The 24,719-nt window shown below is 59.8% G+C and carries 27 protein-coding genes; 1 reads left to right on the top strand and 26 read right to left on the bottom strand.

The features are described from left to right. Nucleotides 1-2: 2 nt before the first annotated feature. From rpmC to hutH, 14 genes are all read right to left on the bottom strand, one after another. A complete protein-coding gene (gene rpmC / locus I6E51_RS14480; protein WP_197106457.1) occupies nt 3-335 on the bottom strand; it encodes a 50S ribosomal protein L29 in 333 nt (110 codons plus the stop codon). Beyond that, nucleotides 335-754 (bottom strand): 50S ribosomal protein L16, encoded by a 420-nt coding sequence (rplP, locus tag I6E51_RS03660; protein ID WP_009773124.1) that lies wholly within the window; start codon nt 752-754, stop codon nt 335-337. Before rplP ends, rpmC begins: the two co-directional genes overlap by 1 nt. A 2-nt stretch (nt 755-756) precedes the next feature. After that, nucleotides 757-1,572 (bottom strand): 30S ribosomal protein S3, encoded by an 816-nt coding sequence (rpsC, locus tag I6E51_RS03655; RefSeq protein ID WP_197109485.1) that lies wholly within the window; start codon nt 1,570-1,572, stop codon nt 757-759. Beyond that, nucleotides 1,572-1,964: a 50S ribosomal protein L22 gene (gene rplV, locus I6E51_RS03650; protein ID WP_197106459.1), complete on the bottom strand. Its 393-nt coding sequence runs from the start codon at nt 1,962-1,964 to the stop codon at nt 1,572-1,574. Before rplV ends, rpsC begins: the two co-directional genes overlap by 1 nt. A gap of 24 nt (nt 1,965-1,988) precedes the next feature. Continuing rightward, nucleotides 1,989-2,270: a 30S ribosomal protein S19 gene (rpsS, locus tag I6E51_RS03645; protein ID WP_009773127.1), complete on the bottom strand. Its 282-nt coding sequence runs from the start codon at nt 2,268-2,270 to the stop codon at nt 1,989-1,991. Nucleotides 2,271-2,285: 15 nt separating this feature from the next. Further along, nucleotides 2,286-3,125, bottom strand: coding sequence for a 50S ribosomal protein L2 (gene rplB, locus I6E51_RS03640; protein WP_197106460.1), 840 nt, complete (start codon nt 3,123-3,125; stop codon nt 2,286-2,288). 17 nt (nt 3,126-3,142) lie between these two features. After that, the gene (gene rplW / locus I6E51_RS03635; protein ID WP_010203832.1) at nt 3,143-3,442 is read right to left on the bottom strand and encodes a 50S ribosomal protein L23; all 300 of its coding nucleotides are present in this window, start codon (nt 3,440-3,442) and stop codon (nt 3,143-3,145) included. Next, nucleotides 3,439-4,098 (bottom strand): 50S ribosomal protein L4, encoded by a 660-nt coding sequence (rplD, locus tag I6E51_RS03630; protein ID WP_197109484.1) that lies wholly within the window; start codon nt 4,096-4,098, stop codon nt 3,439-3,441. Before rplD ends, rplW begins: the two co-directional genes overlap by 4 nt. A gap of 5 nt (nt 4,099-4,103) precedes the next feature. Next, nucleotides 4,104-4,754, bottom strand: a complete 651-nt coding sequence (rplC, locus tag I6E51_RS03625) for a 50S ribosomal protein L3 (protein ID WP_197106462.1) — start codon at nt 4,752-4,754, stop codon at nt 4,104-4,106. A 40-nt stretch (nt 4,755-4,794) separates the two neighbouring features. Further along, on the bottom strand, nt 4,795-5,103 hold the full coding sequence (gene rpsJ / locus I6E51_RS03620) for a 30S ribosomal protein S10 (RefSeq protein ID WP_009773132.1): 309 nt from the start codon (nt 5,101-5,103) through the stop codon (nt 4,795-4,797). 512 nt (nt 5,104-5,615) lie between these two features. After that, a complete protein-coding gene (gene hutI, locus I6E51_RS03615; RefSeq protein ID WP_197109483.1) occupies nt 5,616-6,785 on the bottom strand; it encodes an imidazolonepropionase in 1,170 nt (389 codons plus the stop codon). After that, nucleotides 6,782-7,639 carry an agmatinase family protein gene (locus I6E51_RS03610; protein WP_197109482.1) on the bottom strand — a complete coding sequence of 286 codons (858 nt, stop codon included), beginning with the start codon at nt 7,637-7,639 and terminating at the stop codon, nt 6,782-6,784. The genes hutI and I6E51_RS03610 overlap by 4 nt, the downstream gene beginning before the upstream one ends. Further along, the gene (gene hutU / locus I6E51_RS03605) at nt 7,626-9,290 is read right to left on the bottom strand and encodes a urocanate hydratase (RefSeq protein WP_197109481.1); all 1,665 of its coding nucleotides are present in this window, start codon (nt 9,288-9,290) and stop codon (nt 7,626-7,628) included. The genes I6E51_RS03610 and hutU overlap by 14 nt, the downstream gene beginning before the upstream one ends. 8 nt (nt 9,291-9,298) lie before the next feature. Continuing rightward, the gene (hutH, locus tag I6E51_RS03600) at nt 9,299-10,843 is read right to left on the bottom strand and encodes a histidine ammonia-lyase (protein ID WP_197109480.1); all 1,545 of its coding nucleotides are present in this window, start codon (nt 10,841-10,843) and stop codon (nt 9,299-9,301) included. Nucleotides 10,844-10,922: 79 nt separating this feature from the next. Here hutH and I6E51_RS03595 point away from each other — a divergent pair, with 79 nt between their 5' ends. Next, on the top strand, nt 10,923-11,690 hold the full coding sequence (locus I6E51_RS03595; RefSeq protein ID WP_197106467.1) for an IclR family transcriptional regulator: 768 nt from the start codon (nt 10,923-10,925) through the stop codon (nt 11,688-11,690). A gap of 54 nt (nt 11,691-11,744) precedes the next feature. Here I6E51_RS03595 and tuf read toward each other — a convergent pair whose 3' ends face one another. The 12 genes from tuf to I6E51_RS03535 all read right to left on the bottom strand — a co-directional run bounded on the left by tuf (nt 11,745) and on the right by I6E51_RS03535 (nt 24,584). Then, nucleotides 11,745-12,938 (bottom strand): elongation factor Tu, encoded by a 1,194-nt coding sequence (gene tuf / locus I6E51_RS03590; protein WP_197106468.1) that lies wholly within the window; start codon nt 12,936-12,938, stop codon nt 11,745-11,747. Nucleotides 12,939-13,047: 109 nt separating this feature from the next. Then, nucleotides 13,048-15,162, bottom strand: coding sequence for an elongation factor G (gene fusA / locus I6E51_RS03585; protein ID WP_197106469.1), 2,115 nt, complete (start codon nt 15,160-15,162; stop codon nt 13,048-13,050). An 89-nt stretch (nt 15,163-15,251) separates the two neighbouring features. Continuing rightward, nucleotides 15,252-15,722: a 30S ribosomal protein S7 gene (gene rpsG, locus I6E51_RS03580; protein WP_009773140.1), complete on the bottom strand. Its 471-nt coding sequence runs from the start codon at nt 15,720-15,722 to the stop codon at nt 15,252-15,254. Then, complete coding sequence (gene rpsL, locus I6E51_RS03575) at nt 15,722-16,096, bottom strand: 30S ribosomal protein S12 (RefSeq protein WP_197106470.1); 375 nt, start codon at nt 16,094-16,096, stop codon at nt 15,722-15,724. The genes rpsG and rpsL overlap by 1 nt, the downstream gene beginning before the upstream one ends. A gap of 335 nt (nt 16,097-16,431) precedes the next feature. Continuing rightward, nucleotides 16,432-17,268 (bottom strand): hypothetical protein, encoded by an 837-nt coding sequence (locus I6E51_RS03570; protein ID WP_197109479.1) that lies wholly within the window; start codon nt 17,266-17,268, stop codon nt 16,432-16,434. Nucleotides 17,269-17,385: 117 nt separating this feature from the next. Beyond that, entirely contained in the window at nt 17,386-18,096 is a 711-nt protein-coding gene (locus I6E51_RS03565; RefSeq protein WP_197109478.1) for a hypothetical protein, read from the bottom strand. Further along, on the bottom strand, nt 18,093-18,893 hold the full coding sequence (locus tag I6E51_RS03560) for a fimbrial assembly protein (RefSeq protein ID WP_197109477.1): 801 nt from the start codon (nt 18,891-18,893) through the stop codon (nt 18,093-18,095). The genes I6E51_RS03565 and I6E51_RS03560 overlap by 4 nt, the downstream gene beginning before the upstream one ends. Beyond that, a complete protein-coding gene (gene pilM / locus I6E51_RS03555) occupies nt 18,890-19,930 on the bottom strand; it encodes a type IV pilus assembly protein PilM (protein ID WP_197109476.1) in 1,041 nt (346 codons plus the stop codon). Before pilM ends, I6E51_RS03560 begins: the two co-directional genes overlap by 4 nt. Nucleotides 19,931-19,949: 19 nt before the next feature. Then, nucleotides 19,950-20,753: an A24 family peptidase gene (locus I6E51_RS03550; protein WP_197106475.1), complete on the bottom strand. Its 804-nt coding sequence runs from the start codon at nt 20,751-20,753 to the stop codon at nt 19,950-19,952. Next, on the bottom strand, nt 20,750-22,501 hold the full coding sequence (locus I6E51_RS03545) for a hypothetical protein (protein WP_197106476.1): 1,752 nt from the start codon (nt 22,499-22,501) through the stop codon (nt 20,750-20,752). The genes I6E51_RS03550 and I6E51_RS03545 overlap by 4 nt, the downstream gene beginning before the upstream one ends. After that, a complete protein-coding gene (locus I6E51_RS03540; protein ID WP_197106477.1) occupies nt 22,498-23,205 on the bottom strand; it encodes a Tfp pilus assembly protein FimT/FimU in 708 nt (235 codons plus the stop codon). The genes I6E51_RS03545 and I6E51_RS03540 overlap by 4 nt, the downstream gene beginning before the upstream one ends. Continuing rightward, nucleotides 23,205-24,584, bottom strand: coding sequence for a prepilin-type N-terminal cleavage/methylation domain-containing protein (locus tag I6E51_RS03535; protein WP_197109475.1), 1,380 nt, complete (start codon nt 24,582-24,584; stop codon nt 23,205-23,207). Before I6E51_RS03535 ends, I6E51_RS03540 begins: the two co-directional genes overlap by 1 nt. Nucleotides 24,585-24,719: the final 135 nt, after the last annotated feature.

The following is a 24,719-nucleotide window of genomic DNA, read 5'->3' as shown; positions in this document are numbered from 1 at the left end:
GACTACGCCTCCTTCGTCTCGTCAGCGGCGTCTGCTGCAGTCTCAACCGCGGCGTCTGCCTTCTTGGTGCTGCGCTTCTTGGTCTCCTTGGCGGGAGCCTCGACGGCAGCGGGGGTTGCACGGATGCCCAGCTCGCGCTCACGGATAACCGTGTAGATGCGGGAGATGTCGCGCTTTACAGCGCGAATACGTCCGTGGCTTTCCAGTTGACCAGTTGCGGCCTGGAAACGAAGGTTGAAAAGTTCTTCCTTCGACTTCTTCAGCTCGTCAACGAGTCGTTCGTCTTCAAAAGTGTCTAGCTCGACAGGGGCTAGCTCCTTGGATCCGATCGCCATTATGCGTCGCCCTCCTCGCGCTTGATGATGCGTGCCTTGAGGGGCAGCTTGTGAATTGCACGAGTGAGTGCTTCGCGCGCAGTCGTCTCGTCCACGCCGCTGAGCTCGAAGAGCACGCGACCTGGCTTGACGTTGGCGACCCACCACTCGGGCGAGCCCTTACCGGAACCCATGCGGGTTTCAGCGGGCTTTTTGGTGAGCGGGCGGTCGGGGTAGATGTTGATCCACACCTTTCCACCACGCTTGATGTGACGCGTCATTGCGATACGAGCTGCCTCAATCTGGCGGTTCGTAACGTATGCGGGCGTCAGAGCCTGAATACCGTACTCGCCAAACGACACCGTGGTTCCACCAGTAGCGTGGCCGCTACGGGAGGGGTGGTGCTGCTTGCGGTACTTGACCTTACGCGGAATCAACATTGTTATGCCTCAACTCCTGCTGCAACCGATGCGTCGGCCTTGGGGGCTTCTGCCTTGGGTGCTTCAGCTTTCGGTGCGGACGAAGGGCCACCGGTGCGACGACCGCCACGGTCGCCACCATCGCGACGCTCTGGACGCGACGACTTCTGGTTAGCCTGCTCGCGAGCGAGCTCCTTGTTGGTGATGTCGCCCTTGTAGACCCACACCTTGACACCGATACGACCGAACGTGGTCTTAGCCTCGTAGAAGCCGTAGTCGATGTTTGCGCGCAGCGTGTGCAGCGGAACGCGACCTTCGCGGTAGTACTCTGAGCGGCTCATTTCTGCGCCACCCAAACGACCCGATACCTGGATGCGAACACCCTTGACCGAACCAACGCGCTGGGCGCCCTGAAGACCCTTGCGCATTGCACGACGGAAAGCGACACGAGCAGCAAGCTGCTCCGCAATTCCCTGTGCAACGAGCTGAGCTTCAGCCTCGGGGTTCTTGACCTCGAGGATGTTGAGCTGGATCTGCTTACCGGAGAGCTTCTCGAGCTCGCCACGAATACGCTCTGCTTCGGCGCCGCGGCGACCGATCACGATGCCCGGACGGGCAGTGTGAATGTCTACGCGAACGCGGTCACGGGTGCGCTCGATTTCAATGCGAGCAACACCTGCGCGGTCGAGGTTCGACTTGAGCAGGTTGCGGATCTTTACATCTTCCGCAACGTAGTCGCTGTAACGCTGACCCGGCTTGGTGCTGTCGGAGAACCAACGCGACACGTGGTCGGTGGTGATTCCCAGACGGAAACCGTAGGGGTTTACCTTCTGTCCCATTACTTCTTCCCTGCCTTGTCGGCCTCGGCTTCAACGACGTGGTCTGGCGTGGCCAGCACGACCGTGATGTGGCTTGTGCGCTTCAGGATCTGGAACGCGCGGCCCTGGGCACGCGGCTGGAAACGCTTGAGCGTTGCACCGTCGTCGACATAAGCCTTCGAGATGATCAGATCCTGTTCGTCCAGGAACGTGTTCGAAGCGTCTGCCTTGACTCGCGCATTCGCGATTGCAGATGCAACCAACTTGTAGACCGGCTCGCTCGCGCCCTGAGGTGCGAACTTCAAAATTGCCAGTGCTTCCTGTGCTTGCTTGCCGCGAATCATGTTGACAACGCGACGAGCCTTCATGGGGGTCACGCGGATGTGACGCACGCGTGCGATCGACTCCACCATTTCTCTACCTCCTCCACCACCGCGTTAGCGGCGGCGACCCTTCTTGTCGTCCTTCACGTGTCCACGGAAGGTACGGGTGGGCGAAAACTCGCCGAGCTTGTGCCCAACCATGGTTTCGGTGATGAACACCGGAATGTGCTTGCGACCATCGTGCACCGCGATCGTGTGACCCAGCATTGCTGGAACGATCATCGAGCGGCGCGACCAGGTCTTGATTACGTTCTTGCTCTTGGCTTCGTTCGCCTTGACAACCTTTTGTAGGAGGTGGTCGTCGACGAAGGGGCCCTTCTTCAGACTGCGTGGCATCTTCTGACTCTCCTACTACTTGCGCTTCTTGCCGACATTGCGGCGGCGAACGATGAGCTGGTCACTGGGCAGTTTGCGCTTACGTGTGCGCCCTTCTGCCTGGCCCCAAGGGGAAACGGGGTGACGTCCACCGGACGTCTTACCCTCACCACCACCGTGGGGGTGGTCAACAGGGTTCATGGCAACACCACGGACGGTCGGGCGAACGCCCTTCCAGCGCATGCGGCCGGCCTTTCCCCAGTTGATGTTCGACTGCTCGGCATTGCCGACCTCGCCGATCGTTGCGCGGCAACGAACGTCAACGTTGCGGATTTCACCGGAAGGCAAACGCAGCTGCGCGTAGGGGCCTTCTTTTGCAACGAGTCGAACTGATGCACCAGCGGAACGGGCCATCTTGGCGCCGCCACCGGGGCGAAGTTCAATCATGTGGATAACCGTACCGACGGGGATGTTCTTCATCGGGAGGTTGTTACCAGGCTTGATGTCTGCGCCGGGACCCGACTCAACAATGTCGCCCTGATTGAGCTTGTTCGGAGCAACGATGTAGCGCTTGGTGCCATCAACAAAGTGAAGCAGTGCGATACGTGCGGTGCGGTTGGGGTCGTACTCGATCTCGGCAACGCGGGCGTTTACGCCGTCTTTGTCGTTGCGCTTGAAGTCGATTACGCGGTACTGGCGCTTGTGGCCACCACCGATGTGACGAGTCGTGATGCGACCTGCGTTGTTGCGTCCACCAGTCTTCGGCAGAGGGCGCAGAAGCGACTTCTCCGGCGTTGAACGGGTGATCTCAGCAAAGTCTGCAACCGAGGATCCACGACGACCAGGCGTCGTGGGCTTGTACTTGCGAATAGCCATTAGTTTCTCCTTGGTCCCTAGCCGACAGCCGTGAAGATGTCGATAGAACCGGACTTAAGCGTGACGATGGCGCGCTTGGTGTCCTTGCGCTTGCCCATACCGAAACGGGTACGACGGGTCTTGCCCGTGCGGTTCAACGTGTTGACCGAGTCGACCTTGACGCTGAAGATCTTCTCAATAGCGAGCTTGATCTCGGTCTTGTTCGCACGGGGGTCTACCTCGAAGGTGTACTTGCCCATGTCGATCAGGTTGTAGCTCTTCTCAGAGACCACGGGAGCGATGATGATGTCGCGCGGGTCCTTGTACGTGACGGTCATGCGCTGACCTCTTCCTTGTTCGAAGACTTGGTGTTGAACGCAACGAACGCGTCGAACGCGCCCTTGCTGAACACGATGTCGTCGCTAACGACGACGTCGTAGGCGTTGAGCTGGTCGTAAGCCAAGACGTGAACCGTGTCGAGGTTGCGAATGCTCTTGAGGCTGGTTGCATCTTCGCGCTGGAGAACAACGAGAACGTTCTTGCTCGGCGCGATGTTGTTCAGCAGAGCCAAGACCGACTTCGTCGAAGGCTTGCCGTCTACAGCGAGAGCGTCGATGACGTGAATGCGCTCACCGCGAGCCCGGTCGGACAACGTGCCGCGAAGTGCTGCAGCAATCATCTTCTTGGGGGTGCGCTGTGAGTAGTCACGCGGGTGCGGCCCGTGAACGATGCCACCACCCTTCATCTGAGGAGCACGGATCGAGCCCTGACGAGCGCGACCGGTTCCCTTCTGCTTGAACGGCTTGCGACCAGCACCCGAAACTTCACCGCGGCGCAGGGTGTTGTGCGTACCCTGACGTGCTGCTGCACGCTGTGCAACAACAACCTGGTGGATGAGCGGAACGTTGGTCTGCACGTCGAAGATCTCGGCGGGAAGTTCAACAGAGTCGACCTTCTTGCCCTTGGCGTCGATGACGTCGATGGAGGTAGCCATGTGTACTACGCCCCCTTCACTGCGTTGCGGACGAAGACGATACGGCCACGAGCACCGGGAACAGCGCCCTTGATGAGCACGAGTCCCTTCTCAAGGTCGATCGAGTGGACGGCGAGGTTCATGACCGTTACACGGTCACCACCCATACGACCGGCCATGCGCATGCCCTTGAAGACACGGCTGGGGGTCGACGAGGCGCCAATGGAACCAGGCTTGCGGTGGTTACGGTGCGAACCGTGGCTTGCAGATACACCCTTGAAGTTGTGACGCTTCATAACACCCGCGAAACCCTTACCCTTGCTCGTGCCGACAACGTCGACCTTCGAGCCTGGGGTGAAGATGTCGACTGCGAGCTCCTGGCCAACGGTGTATTCCGCGGCGTCAGGGGTGCGAATCTCGGTGAGGTGACGGCGAGGCGTAACACCTGCCTTGTCGAAGTGACCGGTAAGCGGCTTGTTGACCTTACGAGGGTCGATCTGGCCGTACGCGATCTGGACTGCGCTGTATCCATCAACCTCGGGGCTACGCAGCTGCGTAACCACATTCGGGGAGATTTCGACAACGGTCACGGGAACGAGCTTGTTGTTCTCGTCCCAAACCTGCGTCATGCCGAGCTTTGTGCCCAGCAGACCCTTAGTCGTCTTAGTTGTAGACATTATTTTCCTTATCGGCTCTGTCGCTCAATAACTGCGCGAGCTAAAGCTTGATCTCGATGTTGACGTCGGCCGGCAGGTCGAGACGCATAAGCGAATCCACAGCCTTGGGCGTCGGGTCGATGATGTCGATGAGCCGCTTGTGGGTGCGCTTCTCGAAGTGCTCGCGGCTGTCCTTGTACTTGTGGGGAGAACGGATAACTGCAATCACGTTCTTCTCGGTGGGCAGCGGCACCGGGCCTACTACCGTGGCACCCGCGCGGGTAACCGTGTCAACAATTTTGCGTGCCGACGAGTCGATGACCTCGTGGTCGTACGACTTAAGTCGAATGCGGATCTTTTGTCCCGCCATGACTGGCTCTCTTCCCTTAGTACTTTGGCTGCACTGCGTGCACCTGGGCTGTTCGACACCGGATGTTGCCACCCGAAGACGCTCAGCACTTTTGCTTTCGCACCACTATTTATCTGTCAAGTTCTTGCTGTCACTGCTTGTGATACCAACCCGCGAAGCCGCGAGGAGCACATGCCAGCGAACTGGCACAAGCGTCTCCCGCAGCACGAATTCTTTCGAATCGAATTGGGGAGTTGGTTAAGCTTGGTTCTGCTCCCCGCGGCCTAGCTACAACACGGTGTATAACTCACGCTCTGCGTGGGTCATACGATGTGGAACTATGCACTGCCTGGAAGTGATCCGCACGCACGTGGCGGCGAAATGTTGAACTAGAAGAGTTTGTCACATCCACGCATTTACTGCAACCCGGGCGTGTCGGATTTTTACGGCACCGATCGGTGTCGTCCTGCCGACGGCGTGATGCCTCGATGTGAGCATCCGCTACCGCCTGATAGCGGGACTTTTGGGGAGCCTCAGGCCAACGGCCGCACCAACTCGTGAACGCCATCCACAAAGACGCTGGAGACCAGGGGGACCCCCGGCCGGTACGCCAGATGACGGTAGTGCGGGGCATCCAGAATCTGGGCATTCGCTCGTGCACCGACCGCTAAACGACCCACGTCATCGCGGCGGAGCGACTCGGCTCCCCCGAGCGTCGCCGCTGTCACCGCCTCGAGCGACGTCATCCCCATCTCGCGCACCGCGAGGGCAATGCAGAACGGGAGGGATGAGGTGAAACTCGAGCCGGGATTGCAATCGCTGGCGAGCGCAACGGTCACTCCCGCGTCGAGGAGTCGTCGGGCATCCACGAACGGATGCTTGGTGGAGAACTCGACACCGGGAAGAAGTCCGGCGACCGTGCTGCTGCCGGCGAGCGCCTGCACGTCGTCATCGCTGAGATAGGTGCAGTGGTCGACACTCGCTGCGCCAAGCTCGACCGCGAGTTGCACAGCACCTGACTCCGCCAGTTGAGCACCGTGCAGACGAGCGCCCAAGCCACGAGCCTGCCCCGCCGTGATGATGGCGCGCGTCTCCGCCTCGGTGAAGGCACCGCTGTCGCAGAACACGTCGATCCAGCGCGAATGGGGAGCGCACGCCTCCAGCATGTCGCCCATGACCAGGTGCACGTAGGCGGCGCGATCGTCCGCGTACTCGGCCGGCACGACATGCGCACCCAGAAACGTGGTCTCGTCAGTGAGCGTGGCCGCGAGCCGCAACATCCGCGCCTCATCTGCAACGCTCAGACCGTAGCCACTCTTGATTTCGACCGTCGTGGTGCCCTGGCGGCGCATCTCCGCAACTAGAGCGGCCGCGTTCGCGAGCAACTCAGCGTCAGTCGCTACGCGCGAAAGTGCGACCGTGCGACGGATTCCGCCCGCCTCGTAGCGGCGGCCAGCCATGCGAGCCTCAAACTCATCCGAGCGGTCCCCTGCGAAGAGGATGTGGCTGTGGCTGTCGACAAAACCAGGAAGGACACAGCGGCCAGCGGCATCCACTCGCCTGTCGGCAGCAGGAGCATCGGCCGAAGCACCCCACCACGCCACCCGGCCCTCGTCGAATACCAGAGCGGCAGCGGAGATCTCGGGACGCTCCTCATCATGCGTGAGCAAAAGCCCAATGTTCTCGATCACCGTGCTTGTCATCGCAGCGACACTCCCGCGATTGCTTCGAGAACGCAGAGTGCCACCAGACGCACCGTTCGTTCGTCAGGGGCGTCGGCGGCAGCATCCACCTCGACCAGATCGATCGAGGAGACCGCCGGATGCGCGCCAGCGAGCCGTGCAGCCGTGCGCAACTCAATCGCCGAGATGCCACCCGGCACCGACGCGGGGCAACCGGGAGTGACCGAGCGATCACACACATCGACATCAAGATCGACGTGGATAGGCCCGCCCGCCGCGCCAGCAATCTCCAGCGCCTGCGCCATCACCTCGTCCATCGAGCGCGAACGCAACTCGTCGCGAGTGATCACCGTGATTCCTGCCTCGCGCGCCCGCTCGGCGTACGCCAGCGAGTTCGCGAGCGGCTCAATGCCGATCTGCACCACACGACTGCCATCGAGGCCGGCCTCAAGAAGGCGACGCACGGGTGAACCATTACTCGTGCCGTCTCGTAGGTCGTAGTGAGCATCGAGCGTGATCAATCCAGCCGACTCGATCTCTGAACCCCACCGCCCCAACGCCGTCGGAACCGTCGCCGCATTGTCTCCACCCAGGGCGATAACGAGCTCAGCCCGCAACTGCGCCACCGCATCAATCGCACCCTGCTCATTCAGATCAGGCTCGCGCACGGTGCCGGCGTCTACGATCCGAAGATCAGACAGCGCGGCATAACGACGAAGTGCCTCACGAACCGCAGCGGGAGTCGTGTGAGCCTGCGTCGGCGAGAGTGACGTGCGCGACGTCGGCATACCGATGAGTGCGACATCCGCCCACTCGTCGTCAACCGGCGAAGGCCAATCCCCCGCACGCGGCCACAGCGGATCAGCGTTGAGCATTGTGACCCTTCGTGAGCGGAGCCTCGTTCATGGGGATGCGAACGCCGAGATCATCAGCGACCGCAATAGCTTCATCGTAGCCAGCATCGACGTGACGGATCACGCCCATACCGGGATCGTTCGTGAGTACGCGCTCAAGCTTCTGGGCAGAGAGCTCGGTGCCGTCAGCGACCGTCACCTGACCGGCGTGGATCGACCGGCCAATGCCAACGCCGCCACCGTGGTGGATAGACACCCACGTGGCTCCCGACGAGGTGTTGACGAGCGCGTTGAGCAGCGGCCAGTCGGCGATGGCATCCGAACCATCCTTCATGGCCTCGGTCTCCCGATACGGCGACGCGACAGAGCCGCTATCGAGATGATCGCGCCCGATCGCCAGCGGTGCGGCCAGCTCTCCCGACGCCACCATCTCATTGAACTTCAGCCCAGCCTTGTCGCGCTCGCCATAGCCGAGCCAACAGATGCGGGCGGGCAAGCCCTGGAAGTGCACGCGCTCCCCCGCAAGCTTGATCCAGCGCGCGAGCGATTCGTTCTCCGGGAACAACTCGAGAATCGCCGTGTCTGTCTTGTGGATGTCGCTGGCTTCGCCACTGAGAGCGGCCCACCGGAACGGGCCCTTGCCTTCAGCAAACAGCGGACGGATGTAGGCCGGCACGAACCCGGGGAAGGCAAACGCATCGGCATACCCGGCCGCGAGCGCCTCGGTGCGCAAGTTATTGCCGTAGTCGAAGACCTCGGCACCCTGACGCTGGAAGCCCACCATCGCTTCGACGTGGATCGCCATTGATTCGCGAGCACGCTGAGCGAAGTCAGGATGACTGCGGGCACTCTGCCAGTCGTGGAAGTCCACGCCGAGAGGAAGGTAAGCGAGAGGATCGTGGGCGCTCGTCTGGTCAGTGACGATATCGATCGGCGCACCCATGGCCAACAGCTCAGGGACGGCAGCAGCCGCATTGGCGAGCACCCCAATCGAGAGCGGCTTCTTCGCATCGCGCGCGGCAACAGCGAGTTCGACCGCGTGCGCGAGCGACTTCGCCTCAACGTCGAGGTAGCCGTGATCGATGCGACGCGTGATGCGGCTCTGGTCAACATCAATACAGATCGCAACGCCGTCGTTCATGGTTACGGCAAGCGGCTGAGCGCCACCCATGCCTCCGAGGCCAGCCGTGAGGGTGATGGTGCCAGCGAGAGTGCCGCCAAATCGCTTAGCCGCGACTGCAGAGAAGGTCTCGTAGGTGCCTTGCAGAATCCCCTGCGTGCCAATGTAGATCCACGATCCTGCTGTCATTTGGCCGTACATGGTGAGGCCAAGCTGCTCGAGCCGACGGAACTCATCCCAGTTGGCCCAGTCGCCAACCAAGTTGGAATTTGCCAACAACACCCGTGGAGCCCACTCGTGGGTCTGCATCACACCGACGGGCTTGCCTGATTGAACCAGCAGCGTCTCGTCACCTTTGAGGGTCGTGAGCGAACGAACAATCGCGTGATAGCTGGGCCAATTACGCGCAGCCTTGCCCGTGCCGCCATAGACGACGAGATCTTCCGGGTGCTCGGCGACCTCAGGGTCGAGGTTGTTCTGGAGCATGCGCAAAGCACCCTCCTGCTGCCAGCCAAGAGTGTTGAGCGTGGAACCGCGGTGTGCCTGAATCATGACGTCTCCTAGCTGAGTTCGGTAATAGTGCGTGCGGCGGACAAGAGCGCACCCGACTGCACAAGCGCAACGCTCGCTGCAATGTCGGGCGCCAAGTAGCGGTCGGGCCCTGCAGCGGGAACGTGCTGGCGCAGGTTCGCGATCACCGCCGCTGATACCGGTGACGGTCGCTCGCCACGCATCTCAATCCCGCGTGCCGACGTCAGCAACTCAATGGCGATCACTCGTGATAACCCATCGATACTGCGGCGAAGCTTCAAACCGGCGCTCCACCCCATCGAGACGTGGTCTTCCTGCATCGCGCTCGTCGGAATTGAATCAACGGATGCCGGAGCTGCCAACCTCTTCATCTCACTGACGATTCCCGCCTGGGTGTACTGCGCGATCATGTGCCCCGAGTCCACCCCGGGATCATCGGCCAGGAACGCGTTGAGCCCACCGCTGCGGTTGCTGTCAAGGAAACGGTCAGTGCGACGCTCGCTCATGCTTGCCACATCGGCGGCAACGATCGCGAGGAAATCGAGGGCGTAGCCCACCGGCGCCCCATGGAAATTGCCGTTGGATTCCAGCCGGCCATCCACCATCACCACGGGGTTATCGATCGCGCTCATAAGCTCGCGCTCGGCCACTTGACGCGTGTAGTTGACCGTATCGCGAGCCGCGCCATGGACCTGGGGCGCGCACCGCAACGAGTAGGCGTCCTGCACCCGCGTGAAGCCGCTCGTGGCGTGGGCCGCGATCGTGTCGGAGTCGCGCAGCACCGCGCGCATGTTGGCCGCCGACTGCGCCTGGCCCGGATGCGGCCGGAGGGCGTGCAGATCCTCCGCGAAGACTCGGTCGGTTCCCGCCAAGCCCTCCACGCTCATGGCAGCAGACAGGTCGGCGGTGGTGAGCAACGCCTCAAGATCAGTAATCGCCAGCGACAGCATGCCGAGCATCCCATCGGTGCCGTTGATCAGCGCCAAGCCCTCTTTTTCGTGCAAGATAACGGGGGTAATGCCGGCAGCTGTGAGAGCAGCGGATGCCGGCAGCTGCTCGCCCGCAACCCGTACGTCGCCTTCGCCCATCACCGCTAACGCGCAGTGCGCGAGCGGTGCGAGGTCACCGGAACAGCCGAGGCTGCCGTACTCACCGACGATTGGGGTGATGCCCGCATTGAGCACTGCCGCATAGGTTTCGGCAACGAGGGGCCGCACACCCGTGCGCCCGGTGGCCATCGTGGAGAGGCGCAGCAACATCGTCGCACGCACCACTTCGTCGGCAATTTCTGCACCGGAACTTGCGGCGTGACTGCGCACGAGTGACCGCTGCAGCTGCAGCCGCTGCTCCGGGGCGATGTGTTTCGTCGCCAGCGCGCCAAAACCGGTGGAGACACCGTAGTGCGGGCGCACGTCGTCGGCCAACGCTTCGATCACCGCACGCGAGGCAACCATCGCGCTCGTCGCTTCGGCCGAGATCGTGACGGGTGCACCGTGGCGCGCGACCGCCACAACATCGGAGATGCTCACGGCGCCGACGCCGATGGTCACTGTCTGGCTGGGGGCTGAGGTCATGATCCCAGTGAACGCGCATCGCCCCTCCGCCACGAGTGGATATCGCGATATGGTGTCTGAAATACCAGACAGGAGCCCTGTGTCCAACATTCCTGCCGCGCGCAACACCATGGCCGTGCTGCGACACCTCGCGACCCGCAAAGGGCCAGTGCCCGCCTCTGCTCTGGCGCGCGAGCTAGCGCTCCCCCGGTCATCCGTCTACCAGCTGCTTACCGTCATGATCGACGAAGGCTTCGTGGTGCATTACCCCGAAGACCGCACCTATGGGTTGAGCTCGCTCGTCTCCGAGATCGGCACATCTGCGCTGCGTAGCGAACGACTCTCCGCACTCGCTAGCCCACTCATGCGGAGCCTCGCGGCCGAAGCCCCGATCCCGGTTGTCGCGCACCTTGCCGTGCTCAGCGGTGCCGATGTCAGTTACGCCGCCCGAGTGCAAGGAACCCGGGCGCCCACCACTGTTTCGGCTGTTGGCGTCAAACTCCCCGCGCATTTGACCGCGACCGGTCGAGCCATGCTCGCGCAACTGACTGCTCCGCAAGTGCGGGCGCTGTATCCCTCGCGCAGCAGCCTTACTCGGCGCCAGACTGCCGGGCCGAACACGCTGGCAGAACTCGACCGGCTACTGGCTGCGACTCGTGAGCGCGGCTGGGCGAGCGAAGTGGGCGACATCACTGCGGAGTATGCCTCGGTGGGCGCTGCAGCGTTCGACCGCAATGGCTACCCTTCGGCAGCGATCGGGCTGACTTTCAGAACGGATGCCGTCGATGACCAGTGGGACGAGCTCGGTCAGGCCACCGTGGCCGCCGCTCGCGCGCTCACCTCGCGGCTCACCGGCCGCGCTGGTTAAACGACGAAGGGCCGAGCCTTTCGGCTCGACCCTCGTCGTAATTAGTTACTGAGCTTACGCCAGAACCTTGGTTACCTTACCGGCACCTACGGTACGTCCACCCTCACGGATGGCGAAGCCGAGGCCCTCTTCCATGGCGATGGGCTGAATAAGCTCAACGGTCATGTCAGTGGTGTCGCCAGGCATAACCATCTCGGTGCCCTCAGGCAACGTGATGACGCCGGTGACGTCGGTGGTACGGAAGTAGAACTGCGGACGGTAGTTCGCGTAGAACGGGTTGTGACGCCCACCCTCATCCTTTGACAGGATGTATGCGGTTCCCTCGAAGTTCGTGTGAGGAGTAACGGAACCAGGCTTAACAACAACCTGTCCACGCTCAACATCTTCACGCTTGGTTCCGCGGAGAAGCAGACCACAGTTCTCGCCAGCCCATGCTTCGTCGAGCTGCTTGTGGAACATCTCGATACCAGTGACCGTGGTCTTCTGGGTCGGACGGATTCCAACAATCTCAACGTCAGAGTTGATCGAAAGCGTTCCACGCTCGGCGCGGCCCGTAACAACGGTTCCACGACCAGTGATCGTGAAGACGTCTTCAACCGGCATCAAGAACGGCTTGTCCTTGTCGCGGATGGGGTCAGGAACGTTCTCGTCAACAGCATCCATGAGGTCGAGGATGGACTGGGTCCACTTCTCGTCGCCCTCAAGAGCCTTGAGACCTGAAACCTGGACAACAGGAACGTTGTCACCGTCGAAGCCCTGGCTGGAGAGGAGTTCGCGAACCTCGAGCTCAACGAGCTCAAGGATCTCTTCGTCATCTACCATGTCGGACTTGTTGAGTGCAACGAGCAGGTAAGGAACACCAACCTGCTTCGCGAGAAGAACGTGCTCGCGAGTCTGAGCCATCGGTCCGTCGGTCGCTGCAACCACGAGGATTGCACCGTCCATCTGAGCTGCACCGGTGATCATGTTCTTGATGTAGTCAGCGTGGCCCGGAGCGTCTACGTGTGCGTAGTGGCGCTTGGGGGTCTCGTACTCAACGTGCGAGATGTTGATTGTGATGCCGCGTTGACGTTCTTCCGGAGCCGAGTCAATCGACGAGAAGTCGCGCTGCACGTTCGTCGCCGAAGGGTACTTGTCAGCAAGTACCTTCGAGATCGCTGCCGTGAGCGTGGTCTTTCCGTGGTCAACGTGACCGATGGTTCCGATGTTTACGTGCGGCTTGGTCCGCTCGAACTTGGCCTTAGCCACTGTGGGTCCTCCTCAGGACTCGGTTGCTCTGCACCCGACGACTTTTCACTGCCGAATGTTTCGCAAGTTGGTGTGTATCTATGTTAGTTGCGCGCTGGTAGTGCGGCGATTACTCGCCCTTGTTCTTTGCAACAATCTCGTCAGCTACCGCGCGGGGAACCTCAGAGTAACTGTCGAACGTCATCGAGTACACCGCACGACCTGAAGTCTTGGACCTCAAGTCACCGACGTAGCCGAACATTTCCGACAGTGGTACGTGGGCGCGAACGACCTTTACGCCGGTCGCGTCCTCCATGGACTGGATCTGTCCGCGGCGACTGTTAAGGTCACCGATGACATCTCCCATGTACTCCTCGGGAGTACGAACCTCGACCGCCATGAGCGGCTCGAGGAGAACTGGGTCAGCCTTGCGCGCTGCCTCTTTGAATGCCATGGTTCCCGCGATCTTGAACGCCATTTCTGACGAGTCAACATCGTGAGCAGCACCATCGAGGATGATTCCCTTGACGCCGACCATCGGGAATCCTGCGAGGATTCCGACGTTCATCGATGCCTGGAAACCCTGGTCGATTGAGCCAATGTATTCGCGAGGAATACGGCCACCGGTGACCTTATTTACGAATTCGTAAATCTTGTCGCCTTCAACCTCCATCGGCTCGAGCGAGATCTGGACCTTAGCGAACTGTCCCGATCCACCCGTCTGCTTCTTGTGGGTGTAGTCGTGCTTGTCCACAATGCGGCGGATGGTCTCGCGGTACGCAACCTGCGGCTTACCAACGTTGGCTTCAACGTTGAATTCGCGCTTCATGCGGTCTACGAGGATGTCGAGGTGAAGTTCACCCATTCCCTTGATTACCGTCTGGCCAGTTTCCTGGTTCTGTTCGGTACGGAACGTGGGGTCTTCTTCAGCGAGCTTCTGAATAGCAATACCAAGCTTCTCTTGGTCAGCCTTCGTCTTCGGCTCGATCGCTACCTCGATCACGGGCTCAGGGAACGTCATCGACTCGAGAACGACCTGGTCGTTCGGGTCACACAGCGTGTCACCAGTCGTGGTGTCCTTGAGGCCAATGACGGCGTAGATGTGTCCAGCGGTAACGCTGTCGACAGGGATTTCCTTGTTAGCAGCCATCTGGAAGATCTTTCCGATGCGCTCCTTCTTGCCCTTGGTGGAGTTAGCAACAGCTCCACCAGAGTCAAGGTGTCCCGAGTACACGCGAATGTACGTGAGGCGACCGAAGAAGGGGTGCACAGCAACCTTGAAGGCCAGAGCCGAGAACGGCTCCGAAGCGTCAGGCTTGCGGATGATGATCTTGTCTTCATCGCGGGGGTCGCGTGCTTCCATGGGAGGCACGTCAACCGGCGAAGGAAGGTAGTCGATAACAGCGTCGAGCATCGGCTGAACGCCACGGTTCTTGAAAGCAGAACCACAGAGAACCGGGTAGATCTCGCTGTTGACGGTGAGCTTACGGATCGCAGCCTTGATCTCAGCAACGCTGATCTCTTCGCCGGCGAAGTAACGCTCCATGATGGCGTCGTCGGTCTCAGCGACAACCTCGAGCAGAGCGGTGCGGTATTCCGCAGCCTTCTCCTTGAGGTCTTCGGGGATCTCTTCGATGGCGTACTTAGCGCCCATCTGAACGTCACCCTTTGAGTCTCCGCGCCACGTGAGTGCACGCATCTCAACGAGGTCAACAACACCCTCGAACTCAGACTCGAGTCCGATGGGGAGCTGAATAACGAGGGGACGAGCACCGAGGCGCTTCACGATGGTGTCTACCGTGTAGTAGAAGTCCGCGCCCATCTTGTCCATCTTGTTGACGAAGCAGATGCGAGGAACGTCGTACTTGTCGGCCTGGCGCCATACAGTCTCCGACTGCGGCTCCACACCCTCTTTACCGTCGAACACAGCGACTGCACCGTCGAGAACGCGGAGCGAACGCTCCACCTCAACCGTGAAGTCAACGTGGCCGGGGGTGTCGATGATGTTGATCTGGTTTTTGTTCCAGTAACAGGTGACAGCAGCGGACGTGATCGTGATGCCACGCTCTTGCTCCTGCTCCATCCAGTCAGTAGTCGACGCACCATCGTGAGTTTCACCAATTTTGTGGTTTACACCCGTGTAGAACAGGATGCGCTCAGTCGTAGTGGTCTTGCCGGCATCGATGTGAGCCATGATGCCAATGTTGCGGACCTTAGTCAGGTCGGTGAGCACGTCCTGTGCCACAGGTTCCTCCGAAGTATGTTGGTGAAGCGAGAATCTCAAGAGTGAAGCGAGCCAGACAGCGTCTGACCCGCCTCACTGCGAGGTGCTGACTACCAGCGGTAGTGAGCGAATGCCTTGTTCGACTCGGCCATCTTGTGGGTGTCTTCGCGGCGCTTTACAGCGGCGCCAAGGCCATTCGATGCGTCCAAGATCTCGTTGGTGAGACGCTCAGTCATCGTCTTTTCACGACGACCCTTTGCGTAGCTCGTGAGCCAACGCAATGCGAGCGTGTTAGCACGGTGCGACTTGACCTCAACAGGAACCTGGTAGGTCGATCCACCGACACGACGCGACTTGACCTCGAGGGTCGGGCGAACGTTGTCGAGAGCCTTCTTGAGCGTGACAACGGCGTCTTGGCCGGTCTTCTCGGTTACGCCTTCGAGTGCGCCGTAAACGATGCGCTCAGCAAGGCCCTTCTTGCCATCAAGAAGAATCTTGTTGACAAGCTGGCTGACAATGGGTGCGCCGTAAACCGGATCTGCGACTACGGGACGCTTTGGTGCTGGTCCTTTACGAGGCATTACTTCTTATCCTTCTTCGCGCCGTAGAGGCTACGAGCCTGCTTACGGTTCTTAACGGCCTGGGTGTCGAGCGCTCCGCGAACGATCTTGTAGCGAACACCGGGGAGGTCCTTTACACGACCACCGCGGATGAGCACCATCGAGTGCTCTTGAAGGTTGTGACCTTCTCCGGGAATGTAGGCCGTGACCTCGGTGCCGTTAGAAAGCTTGACACGAGCAACCTTGCGAAGAGCCGAGTTCGGCTTCTTCGGAGTTGTTGTGTAGACGCGCGTGCAAACGCCGCGCTGCTGCGGGTTGGACTTAAGGGCGGGAGCCTTGGTCTTGACGACCTTTGGCGTGCGTCCCTTACGCACCAACTGCTGAATGGTGGGCACTAAATTACTCCTTGATTTTGCTGCACGGTGACAGCGTCATGATGGTTAGCATTCGACGTTCTTTTCAGAACACCGAGTTCATCTGGACCCACGCCCCTACCGAACTGATCGGTTGGTTTGCGGGTATGCCGTGGGGGCCAACCGGAAGGTCGAACCCTGTGGTGTGGAGTGACTCGCACCTAAACCCCGCGTGAGCGGTAATCCTCGAGAGGCATGGCTTAAGCGCACGACAAAGCGCACACCTCAGAAAGAATAGCCCCCGGGACAGGCCGGGGTCAAATGGTCACAGCCCACACGCAGGCTCCAGAACGGGGCACGCGAGCACGGTAGAGACTTTAGCGCTGAGCAGCAGTTTTCTCCGCGAGCTCGGCTTCCCACTTGGCACGCGCATCCACGTTGCGTTGCGTGACCTTGCGGCCTCGTCTCGCGACCAGCGCACCCGTCCACAGTGAGACCTCACGGCCAAGCAAACCTGCTGCGATGACTAGTGGATCCGCCAGCGCTGCGAGGAACATTGCATGTGCTTGTTCCGGAGTGTTCTGAATGACTCCGTTGATCAGCAGGAGCGCACCGACTGTGCCGAAGTACACGACAAGCCCGACGATGATGCTCGAAAAGACGTGCGCTGCCCAGCCTGCGCGGTTCACAATGAGCGCAATCACGATTGCGCCAAGTGCAAAGAAGGCGACGGGAACGTAGAACGACGGCGCCTGCACAAAAGCAACCGCGACCCGGCCGGATGCTGCTGCACCGATGATGACGACAGCGATGGCGAAAACAATCGCGAAGGCGACGGTCGATGCCAGCGCAATGAAAATACCGAATCCACGGTTGCCTGCCACCTTGGGCGGCGTCGGCGCAGTCACATAAACGACGCGGGGCTCACTGGATGCTGCGGCTCCCGTCGTCTCGGCTACTACCGGCTCGGGCTCGGGCTCGGCGATAATTTCGGGCTCAGCAGCGAGCGCGGGCTCAACAACGGGCTCCGCTTCAGCTTCGAGGGTGGCGTCGTCGTACGCAGCGGACTCCGCGGATGCCGTGGGCACCTCAACGGGGTCGACAAGAGGTGCGACGGGTTCGGAAGCCGCGGGGGTCTCGTCGACAACCACAGCATCCTCAATGTTGTCGTCGTTCTCCGGTGAAGAACCACGCTCTACAGATGGATCGGTCATGACTGATGCCTCCTCGTGCCAGCGACTGATCCGCTCAGTCTACCGAAGCAACCCTCAGAAACGAGAAGAACGCCACGGCCCAAAGGTCGTGGCGTTCTTCCATATCGTGCGTAGCTGCTAGCCAACCGTGGTGCCGTCAGCACCAGTGTCGGCGTTGAGCGTCGAGATATCCGTGCCAGCAAGCACATAGACGTATCCAGCGACTTTCATCTCAAACACGCCTGCATCACTGCTCAAATCAAAGATGACCGAACTCAAAGTAAGCGTTCGTAGACCAGTTTGTGCGCTCTCTAAAAATGAATGAAGCGCAACAGGATCGCCTTCCAGCTCGAAACTCACTGCTACGGCGACCAAACCAGGCACTGAGGACACGGATTGCGTGTTCTCGGGTGAACCAGCCTCGGCTTCGGTAGCAGCCCCCGCATCAGCCTCGCTCTCCTCTCCCTCTACGGGAGGAGCAGGAACGACATCAGATTCCGGCGCCAACGCATCTTCCGCGCTCGTGTAACTGATTTTGAGCAACGTGACATCCGCTTTGGAAGCAAGCGACTCGATCTGCGCAGCGAATACTGAAGTGTTGTGAACTGCAGGAATTGCGCGCTGGAGGTCTTCCAGTTCGGCGAACAGAGACGCAGAGTCTTCGTCCAGAGCCTTAAGCCGAGCAAGTTCGGCCGCCTTGACCTGGTTTTGAGTGTCAACGTCTACAAGCTGCCGATCAGATTCCCCAGCGGCGCTATAGGCCGGACCAACGCCGACCGCATAGCCCGCGGCGAGAATGATCACGACGGCGAGCACACCGATCAACGTCCATAAGCGTGTCATGGTCATGATCCGCTCCCCTCTTCAGTAGCTTCCTCGGTCGGTGAGGGTGTCGATGTGGGTTCCGGAGTTTCCGCGGGAGCTGGCGTTGCTTCAGTCTCCTCGGCCTCCGGGTCGAGTTCGACTTCGACTTCGTCAAAACGGTGGACGAGAGCTTCGTCGTCGAGGTAAATGACGACGTTGACAGTGACTGTGCCGTCCTCTGCGCTTTCTGCGTCGACGAGGGTGGCATCAAAAACGCCCTCAACATCGGGGGTGGAGCGAAGCCATTTATCAGCGTCTGCAATTGTGGCGAAACTGATCTCCATCGCGAACTGAGCAATCCGCTCCGGTTCCAGCACGGAGATACCGGCGCCGAAGGCTTGAAGCGGCGTGGCCGTCTCAAAACTATAGGAAATGATGCCTGGCGCACTATCGGGAATATTCTTTCCCAATGCAGTAATGATGTCCTCGACGGAGACCTCGGTGGAGGTCGCGAAGATTCGAGCGTTCGTTGCCGACTGCACCATTTGACCGGCGACACGCACATCGTTGTATTCACCCTGCTGCGTAAGCAAGCTCTGGGTGAGCGACCGCGCATTCTCAAGCGCAAGGTAACGCTGAAGCGCGTAAAGATTCATGCCTGCGGACGCGAGGATGACCACGCCAATCGCGATGATTGCCACGAAAATGGCACGACCACGTGCACGAGCGGCGGCCTTCTTTTGACCGACTTCTGGCGGCAGGAGATTGACGTACGGCGGGTACGCGGTGGGAACCTTCAGCTCTTTACGAGCCTTCGGCGCCTTTTTCTTATCGTCGCTCATGCGGATACCCCCGTAACCAGTCCCAGTGCCACTGCCATGTCAAACGGCGACCCGGTTCCCTTGAGCCCACGAGATACCGCGGTCATGGTGAACGGATCAGGCAACGATGCTGGCGTCTTCGTGAACTCAGAAACCGTTTCAACGAGGCCCAGGAGTTGTGAGCCACCACCGGTCATAACGATCCGATCGATTGCACGGTTGTTACGCGCGTTCTGGAAGTACGCGATTGTGGCACGAATGGCCATGAGCGTTTCGTTGACCAGTTCGAACGAAACTTCAAGCGCGGGGCGCTGCTCAGCGGTCGCGCGTGCCGCGACGACACCGACTGAACGCTTAATCGCTTCTGCATCTCGCGTTGAAATATCCAGGCGCTGCGAGATGCCCTTAGTGATGTCCGCACCACCGTTAGGCAAGAAACGGATGAAGTGAGGAACGTGCCCCTCCAACGCGATCAGCGTGGTCGTCGACGCTCCGATGTCGACCAACAGTGTCGTCATCGTCGAAAGCTCCGGTGTGGAAAACAAACGCGTAAGAGCGAAGGGTGCGAGATCCACATTGACGGGAGTGACCGACGCTGCGGATGCGGCATTCACGTTCACAAGAACGGGAGCCTTGATCGCGGCGACCAGCATGCCCTGCAACATCGGCCCGTTCTCGCCCATTGCCTCAGCAGCGGGATAAAAGTCGAGGAGCGCATCCGACGCCGGAACCGGCAGAAGATCTTGCACCTGGAAGGGCAACGACTCGCGCACTTGGTTCAGGGGCAAACGCGGCACCGTGACATCGCGGGCAACAACCTTCGAATTGCCGAAGCCGATCACGACATCGCGAGTCCGAAAACCATTCGCTGACCACAGCTTCTTGATCGATGCCGTCACGGTGGCGGAGTCAATAACCTCGCCGGCGCGAACGGCACCCTCTGGTAGTGACACTTCGCCGAAGCGAAGCACCGTTGGCTTCTGAAGGTGCGGGTTTTCGACTTCAACAGCACGGATCGCTGTTGAGCCGATATCCAGCCCCACTAATTTCTTTCCCATAGTTCCCCCCGGGCCACGGTCAAACGAGACCGGCGGCCACCATATATCCATTCCACAGTTGTGAACCGAAAGCAATGCCTACCCACGCGCCCGCGATCATCCACGGTCCAAATGGGATGGCTGTGCGTCGGCCTGCTCGTCGAATAATGAGCAGTGCGATTGCAAATATGCCCCCGAGCAAGAATGCCGCAAAGGCACCCACTGCTACGACCCCCCATCCGAGCCACCCCAGGTAGAGGCCAAGCACGGCAGCTAGTTTGACGTCCCCCATGCCCATCCCGCGAGGCTGGATGATGGCGACGATGAGGTAAAAAACGAAGAGTGCAGCGCCGCCGAGAAGAGCTCCGATGAGCGCTCCCCAGTCTCCGGTGCCAGCACTCGCGACAGCTAGAAGCACAATACCGACGATGATTGACGGCAACACAATGCGATTGGGCAACGTCTGCGTGTCAAGGTCTATGAGAGTCAGCGCGATTGAAATGGCTGCCAAGTAAAGGAACGCCGGCAATGCCCAAATAAGACTGGTTTCGGCGCCGATTACCGCCGCGACAAGTCCAAAGGCAATCGCCGTCGCTGCTTCGACCAGAGGGTAACGAACCGCGATGGGTTCGGAGCAATCGCGGCAACGACCACGGAGCATCAACCAGCCAAGCACCGGAACGTTGTCGTACCAGCGGATGCGGTGTTCACACTTCGGGCACGCGCTCGGCGGTGACGTGAGGTTTTCCCCACGCGGCAGCCGCCACACCACAACGTTCAAGAACGAGCCGACGGCTAGACCAAGAATCACAGCAAAGATGACGAGTAGAGCAGTTGCTGTCATCGAGCGGCACCCGATGCCTCGTAGGCCGGCTCCACCTCAATCCACACGTTCACACCATAGGTGGTGGTCACGGGCGAAAGGAACTTCGGCGGCGCCGTGTACTTGAGACGGCCATCGTAAACATAGTTCTTGACATATCCACCACTACCGCTGCGTACAATTCCACGGAACTTCTGCGCGATAGCACCGTTGACCGTGAGTGTTCCGCGGCCACTTCCGATACCCGGGTTCTGCACTGCGAAGGTGTGGCCGACGGAGAGAATAGCCGCATCGATACGACGGTTCGTGCCGCTCAGCAAGGTGCTGTGGTAGTAGCGGTTGTCGCCGGTAGTCGGGTTCCAGACCCAGACCGCGTCGTTTCCGACAAGGCCCAAGACGTCTTCGTCTGCATTGTTGTACTTAATATCGCCGGTGATATAGATGTAATGTTCCGCCGACAGCGTGGTCTGGCCGCTGAGGGTGCCCTTGACGAAGAGGTCGCCGTTGCGGCATCCGTAGCTTCCGCTCGGAGCTGTTTCCGAGCTGATCGGATAGCCGATGCCATTGCCGTTGCCGTTCGAGTCGGTGTGGTTGTTGGCACCAACGCAGCTCAAACCGCTCGGACGGCTGGAGCTCGACCAGTAGTTGGGGTCGCTGGACACGCTTGGCACATTCTGTATGTAAATGACGTTGCTTGGCGGCAGCGTGAAAGTTGCTCCTGAGGTGCTGTTCAGCGCGGTGATGCTGCCACAGGCGGCAGGCGTGCTACCGCCAGTTGCCGGCGATCCGGTTATCTGAGTTTTCTTAGTCCACGGTGAGCGAACGTTGATGGTGCCGTTCGAGTTCAGGGTGATCTGAGTTGGCCCCGTGTAGAGACATCCTGGGCGAGCTACGCCATCGGTTGTCAAATCGGACCGGGTTTCACGCAGGTGCTGTGAGTTAGTCGCGGGCATGCCGATCACCGGGCTGAAGCTCGGAGAACCAGGAACCTCGAAGTACTGTCCGCTGCAGTAGTTACCGTTGGAGTCGCGGGAGTTGTACTTGTTGCCGCTCGAGGGGCGGTAGCTCGTTGTTACGGCACCGAGGAAGCTTGCACTGCAAATTCGAATCGTGTCGTTGGAGTGCACCGGACCGTCGATGGTGTCGCCTCCCGAGAACGCGATTTCACCACAGTTTCCAGAGATGCCGTCTCGACCATCCCACCAGTACTTGACGCAGCTATTACTAGCGCTGCTAAAAGTAGGGTCCATGATTTCGTAGTCGGTGAAGTACAAGAAGTCGATAAATCCAGATTGGCGTAGGTCTGCCACGATGGTGCGGGTTTCGCTGCCCACCTTGCCGGTGGAGCGAACCCGAATTGTTCCGCTGCTCTGGTAATTGGAGTTGTCGACTTCGTACCGGAAGGAAGAGTTGTCGTTACTTCCCTGAATGCTCACCCACGGGTCGCCTGCGGCCACATTGAATGCTGGGTTAGCGTTCGCTCCCGTGGGAAGTCGAACGTCGCTGCTGGCAGAGAAAGCGGCGGCAGGGTTGCCGTACTGAATGTACGACGTGTCTTCAGAAAGCCTGCTCTGATAGTCCTCGACGCCAGCGTACGCAGCTGCGAGAGAGGCAGACCACTCTTGAGTTGCTGCAGCTTGACGAAAACCACCAGTTGCATAAGCAACAGCTGTAGTCACCAACAGCCCCAACACGACAGTGATACCAATCACCATGGGGAGAGCCGCACCTTTTTCGCCACCAAGGCGAGCACGAAGAAGACGAATCATCGGTCAATTCCAATCCTGGAGAAACCGAGGTTAGGGATACCTACGGTGTTTTCGAGAGTTGCAGTTTTTGCGTTGCCCGAAGGGTCAGTCTGAACGGTCATCGTCACCTTTACCGCAGAGATGAGGCGACGGTCTGATTCTGAGAGATAGCCGCTTGCTGGCATCGTGAGTTCAATGTTCTCTTTTGTGTAGAACTGGAAGACCGAGGTGCTGCCAGCGGCAATCTGACGCACAACTGTTCGCTCAGAAGCCGGAGTGCTGTAGAAGGAGAAGTATCCAGAGGAAAGCGCACGCGCGTCCCAACGGGTTTCTACCAGTGTGCGGTCCGCGGTGATTTGAAATTGAACCCGAACCGGCTCAGGATCAAGAGCATCAGTATCGAGGTAGGCCTGCAATACAACGTTTTCTGGGCTGGCAACGCTGAATACTGGCTCGTTGAGAGTCACGGACGCTACAGGATTTTCTGTACCGGAACGAATAACACGGGTGAGTTCGTTCATCGCGATCGTCGCCGCAGAAGTGTTCGCAGTTGCAGACCGTTCCACGGCGAAAGTTCGGGTGAAGGTAATGAAGATCGTCATCACCATTGCCAGCAGCATTCCCATGAGGGCGATTGTCACAATCAATTCGGCGAGAGTAACGCCCGCCTCGTCGCGCTGGAGTCGCGATAGCCTGCTGAAAAGTGCAGCTCGTATTCTTCTCATTACGATGCCACCCGTGGATCGACAGTGACGACACTGGCGACCGTATCCGTGGCGCCCACAATCGGGCTGAGGATATCGCCGAGTCCAAGAGAAACCCAGGATCCAGAAACACGACGCTCGATCTCCCATGTTCCGTAGGGGAGGGCGATGTGTTGCGTGCTCGAGTTCAGCCTGTCGAAATTCAGTGTGACCGACTCCGTGCAACCAGGATCGCTGCTTCCTACGACTGGAGCCGTCGACGTGGCCCGGATGCGGGAGCCAGCGATCGAGCTCACATCGACGAGCCCCATCGGCACAACCATGTCGACGCTGTCGCCCGGATTGGCCGCGACGGGAGCGGCGGCGGGAGAGCGATAGGTAACGCCGGCAACCACTTCTTCTGGCCACAAAGCAGGATTAGGCGAAGCGCAATAATTTGCCGTGCTGTCGGGGTCTTCCGGCTTGGCGATGTACGTGCCGGCAAGCCCGACATAACCCGAGCGCCACGGGAAAAGATCTACGCTGCGCGAGAGACTCGACGAGCTGCTTGACTCAGAATGAACTCCGTACGTGCTCACGAAGGAGGTATCCATATCGCGCGACATCTCGACGTCTGCAGGAGCGGTCGCCGCGATGTAGTCCACATCGAAGCGCGCCGCTTCGTCATAGTTGAAGGAGACGGAGCTTGCTGTGCCCGCGACAACCTGTGTGAGTTGGCTTGGCGAACTCGACTGACCTTCATCGGTGATGTATCCCGAACGGGAGACGCTCACGTTGTAGTTGCCGGGTGCAACTTTCAGGATAAAAGTGCATCCTTCGTCATCGGTCGGGACTGGCGAAGTCGACAAACTCTGAGCTCCTTCAGACGGCGATGCGGGGGTTGCCCCCACGCTGACCCCGGATGACCCTTCACCCGAACCGCCAATTACGGACACCAGGATCGTGCCGAGATCGGGGTCGTTGATGCGGTCGTTCGGAGCAAGAAGAGTGTCGAACTGCACGGGTTCGGTGCCGACGCGCATATTGGGCCACGTGACTTCGACGTTGATGCGCTTGTATTGAAGCGTTCCGCCACCCGATCCGCAGGTCGCGTCGGCGTTGCTCGATGGCACCCAAGCCGTTGAGCGAGACACGGTGAAGACATCGCCATTGAGCGTCTTGGTGTACGTGTCGTCGAAGAGTGTGAAGACGTCGCCGGCGTCGCGCGCCAGGTCAACTTCTTGAGCAGCCAAGTTGGTGGCAACAACGCGAGCGCGGTTGTCGCGGGTGATAGCCAGAACCGTTGTCAGAGTCTGCAGTACGCCGAGCGAGACGATCGCGAAGATCATCATTGCGACGAGAACCTCAAGAAGGCTCATTCCTGCGTCGGAGCTACGAAGACGCTGTAGAACCTTAAGCATGATGAGCCCTTTCTTGCGGGTTTTAAGGGTATGAAAGTCGTGCTGGGGAGATCGGTTCTCCCGGTGAGAGCGATCACTCTCGAGGTGTGAAAACGGGGCGCCGCCGCTTGGCGACGCCCCGTTCTTCAGCTAACT

It is taken from the genome of Salinibacterium sp. NSLL17 (assembly GCF_015864935.1).
Classification (GTDB): domain Bacteria; phylum Actinomycetota; class Actinomycetes; order Actinomycetales; family Microbacteriaceae; genus Rhodoglobus.
Note: the sequence above shows the minus strand (reverse complement) of the source record. Positions and strands in the feature narration are given on the sequence as shown.

What these genes read in the sequence shown, in the direction of transcription:
- I6E51_RS03550 (WP_197106475.1), bottom strand. Translation starts at nt 20,753, where the DNA reads ATGACAGCAACTGCTCTACTCGTCATCTTTGCTGTGATTCTTGGTCTA.
- rpmC (WP_197106457.1), bottom strand. Translation starts at nt 335, where the DNA reads ATGGCGATCGGATCCAAGGAGCTAGCCCCTGTCGAGCTAGACACTTTT.
- I6E51_RS03560 (WP_197109477.1), bottom strand. Translation starts at nt 18,893, where the DNA reads ATGAGCGACGATAAGAAAAAGGCGCCGAAGGCTCGTAAAGAGCTGAAG.
- I6E51_RS03540 (WP_197106477.1), bottom strand. Translation starts at nt 23,205, where the DNA reads ATGAGAAGAATACGAGCTGCACTTTTCAGCAGGCTATCGCGACTCCAG.
- I6E51_RS03610 (WP_197109482.1), bottom strand. Translation starts at nt 7,639, where the DNA reads ATGCTCAACGCTGATCCGCTGTGGCCGCGTGCGGGGGATTGGCCTTCG.
- rpsS (WP_009773127.1), bottom strand. Translation starts at nt 2,270, where the DNA reads ATGCCACGCAGTCTGAAGAAGGGCCCCTTCGTCGACGACCACCTCCTA.
- I6E51_RS03535 (WP_197109475.1), bottom strand. Translation starts at nt 24,584, where the DNA reads ATGCTTAAGGTTCTACAGCGTCTTCGTAGCTCCGACGCAGGAATGAGC.
- rplV (WP_197106459.1), bottom strand. Translation starts at nt 1,964, where the DNA reads ATGGTGGAGTCGATCGCACGCGTGCGTCACATCCGCGTGACCCCCATG.
- rplB (WP_197106460.1), bottom strand. Translation starts at nt 3,125, where the DNA reads ATGGCTATTCGCAAGTACAAGCCCACGACGCCTGGTCGTCGTGGATCC.
- rpsJ (WP_009773132.1), bottom strand. Translation starts at nt 5,103, where the DNA reads ATGGCGGGACAAAAGATCCGCATTCGACTTAAGTCGTACGACCACGAG.
- I6E51_RS03565 (WP_197109478.1), bottom strand. Translation starts at nt 18,096, where the DNA reads ATGACCATGACACGCTTATGGACGTTGATCGGTGTGCTCGCCGTCGTG.
- I6E51_RS03545 (WP_197106476.1), bottom strand. Translation starts at nt 22,501, where the DNA reads ATGATTCGTCTTCTTCGTGCTCGCCTTGGTGGCGAAAAAGGTGCGGCT.
- hutU (WP_197109481.1), bottom strand. Translation starts at nt 9,290, where the DNA reads ATGATTCAGGCACACCGCGGTTCCACGCTCAACACTCTTGGCTGGCAG.
- rplC (WP_197106462.1), bottom strand. Translation starts at nt 4,754, where the DNA reads ATGTCTACAACTAAGACGACTAAGGGTCTGCTGGGCACAAAGCTCGGC.
- rplD (WP_197109484.1), bottom strand. Translation starts at nt 4,098, where the DNA reads ATGGCTACCTCCATCGACGTCATCGACGCCAAGGGCAAGAAGGTCGAC.
- pilM (WP_197109476.1), bottom strand. Translation starts at nt 19,930, where the DNA reads ATGGGAAAGAAATTAGTGGGGCTGGATATCGGCTCAACAGCGATCCGT.
- rplP (WP_009773124.1), bottom strand. Translation starts at nt 754, where the DNA reads ATGTTGATTCCGCGTAAGGTCAAGTACCGCAAGCAGCACCACCCCTCC.
- hutH (WP_197109480.1), bottom strand. Translation starts at nt 10,843, where the DNA reads ATGACCTCAGCCCCCAGCCAGACAGTGACCATCGGCGTCGGCGCCGTG.
- rpsC (WP_197109485.1), bottom strand. Translation starts at nt 1,572, where the DNA reads ATGGGACAGAAGGTAAACCCCTACGGTTTCCGTCTGGGAATCACCACC.
- rplW (WP_010203832.1), bottom strand. Translation starts at nt 3,442, where the DNA reads ATGACCGTCACGTACAAGGACCCGCGCGACATCATCATCGCTCCCGTG.
- rpsG (WP_009773140.1), bottom strand. Translation starts at nt 15,722, where the DNA reads ATGCCTCGTAAAGGACCAGCACCAAAGCGTCCCGTAGTCGCAGATCCG.
- hutI (WP_197109483.1), bottom strand. Translation starts at nt 6,785, where the DNA reads ATGACAAGCACGGTGATCGAGAACATTGGGCTTTTGCTCACGCATGAT.
- I6E51_RS03570 (WP_197109479.1), bottom strand. Translation starts at nt 17,268, where the DNA reads ATGACCGATCCATCTGTAGAGCGTGGTTCTTCACCGGAGAACGACGAC.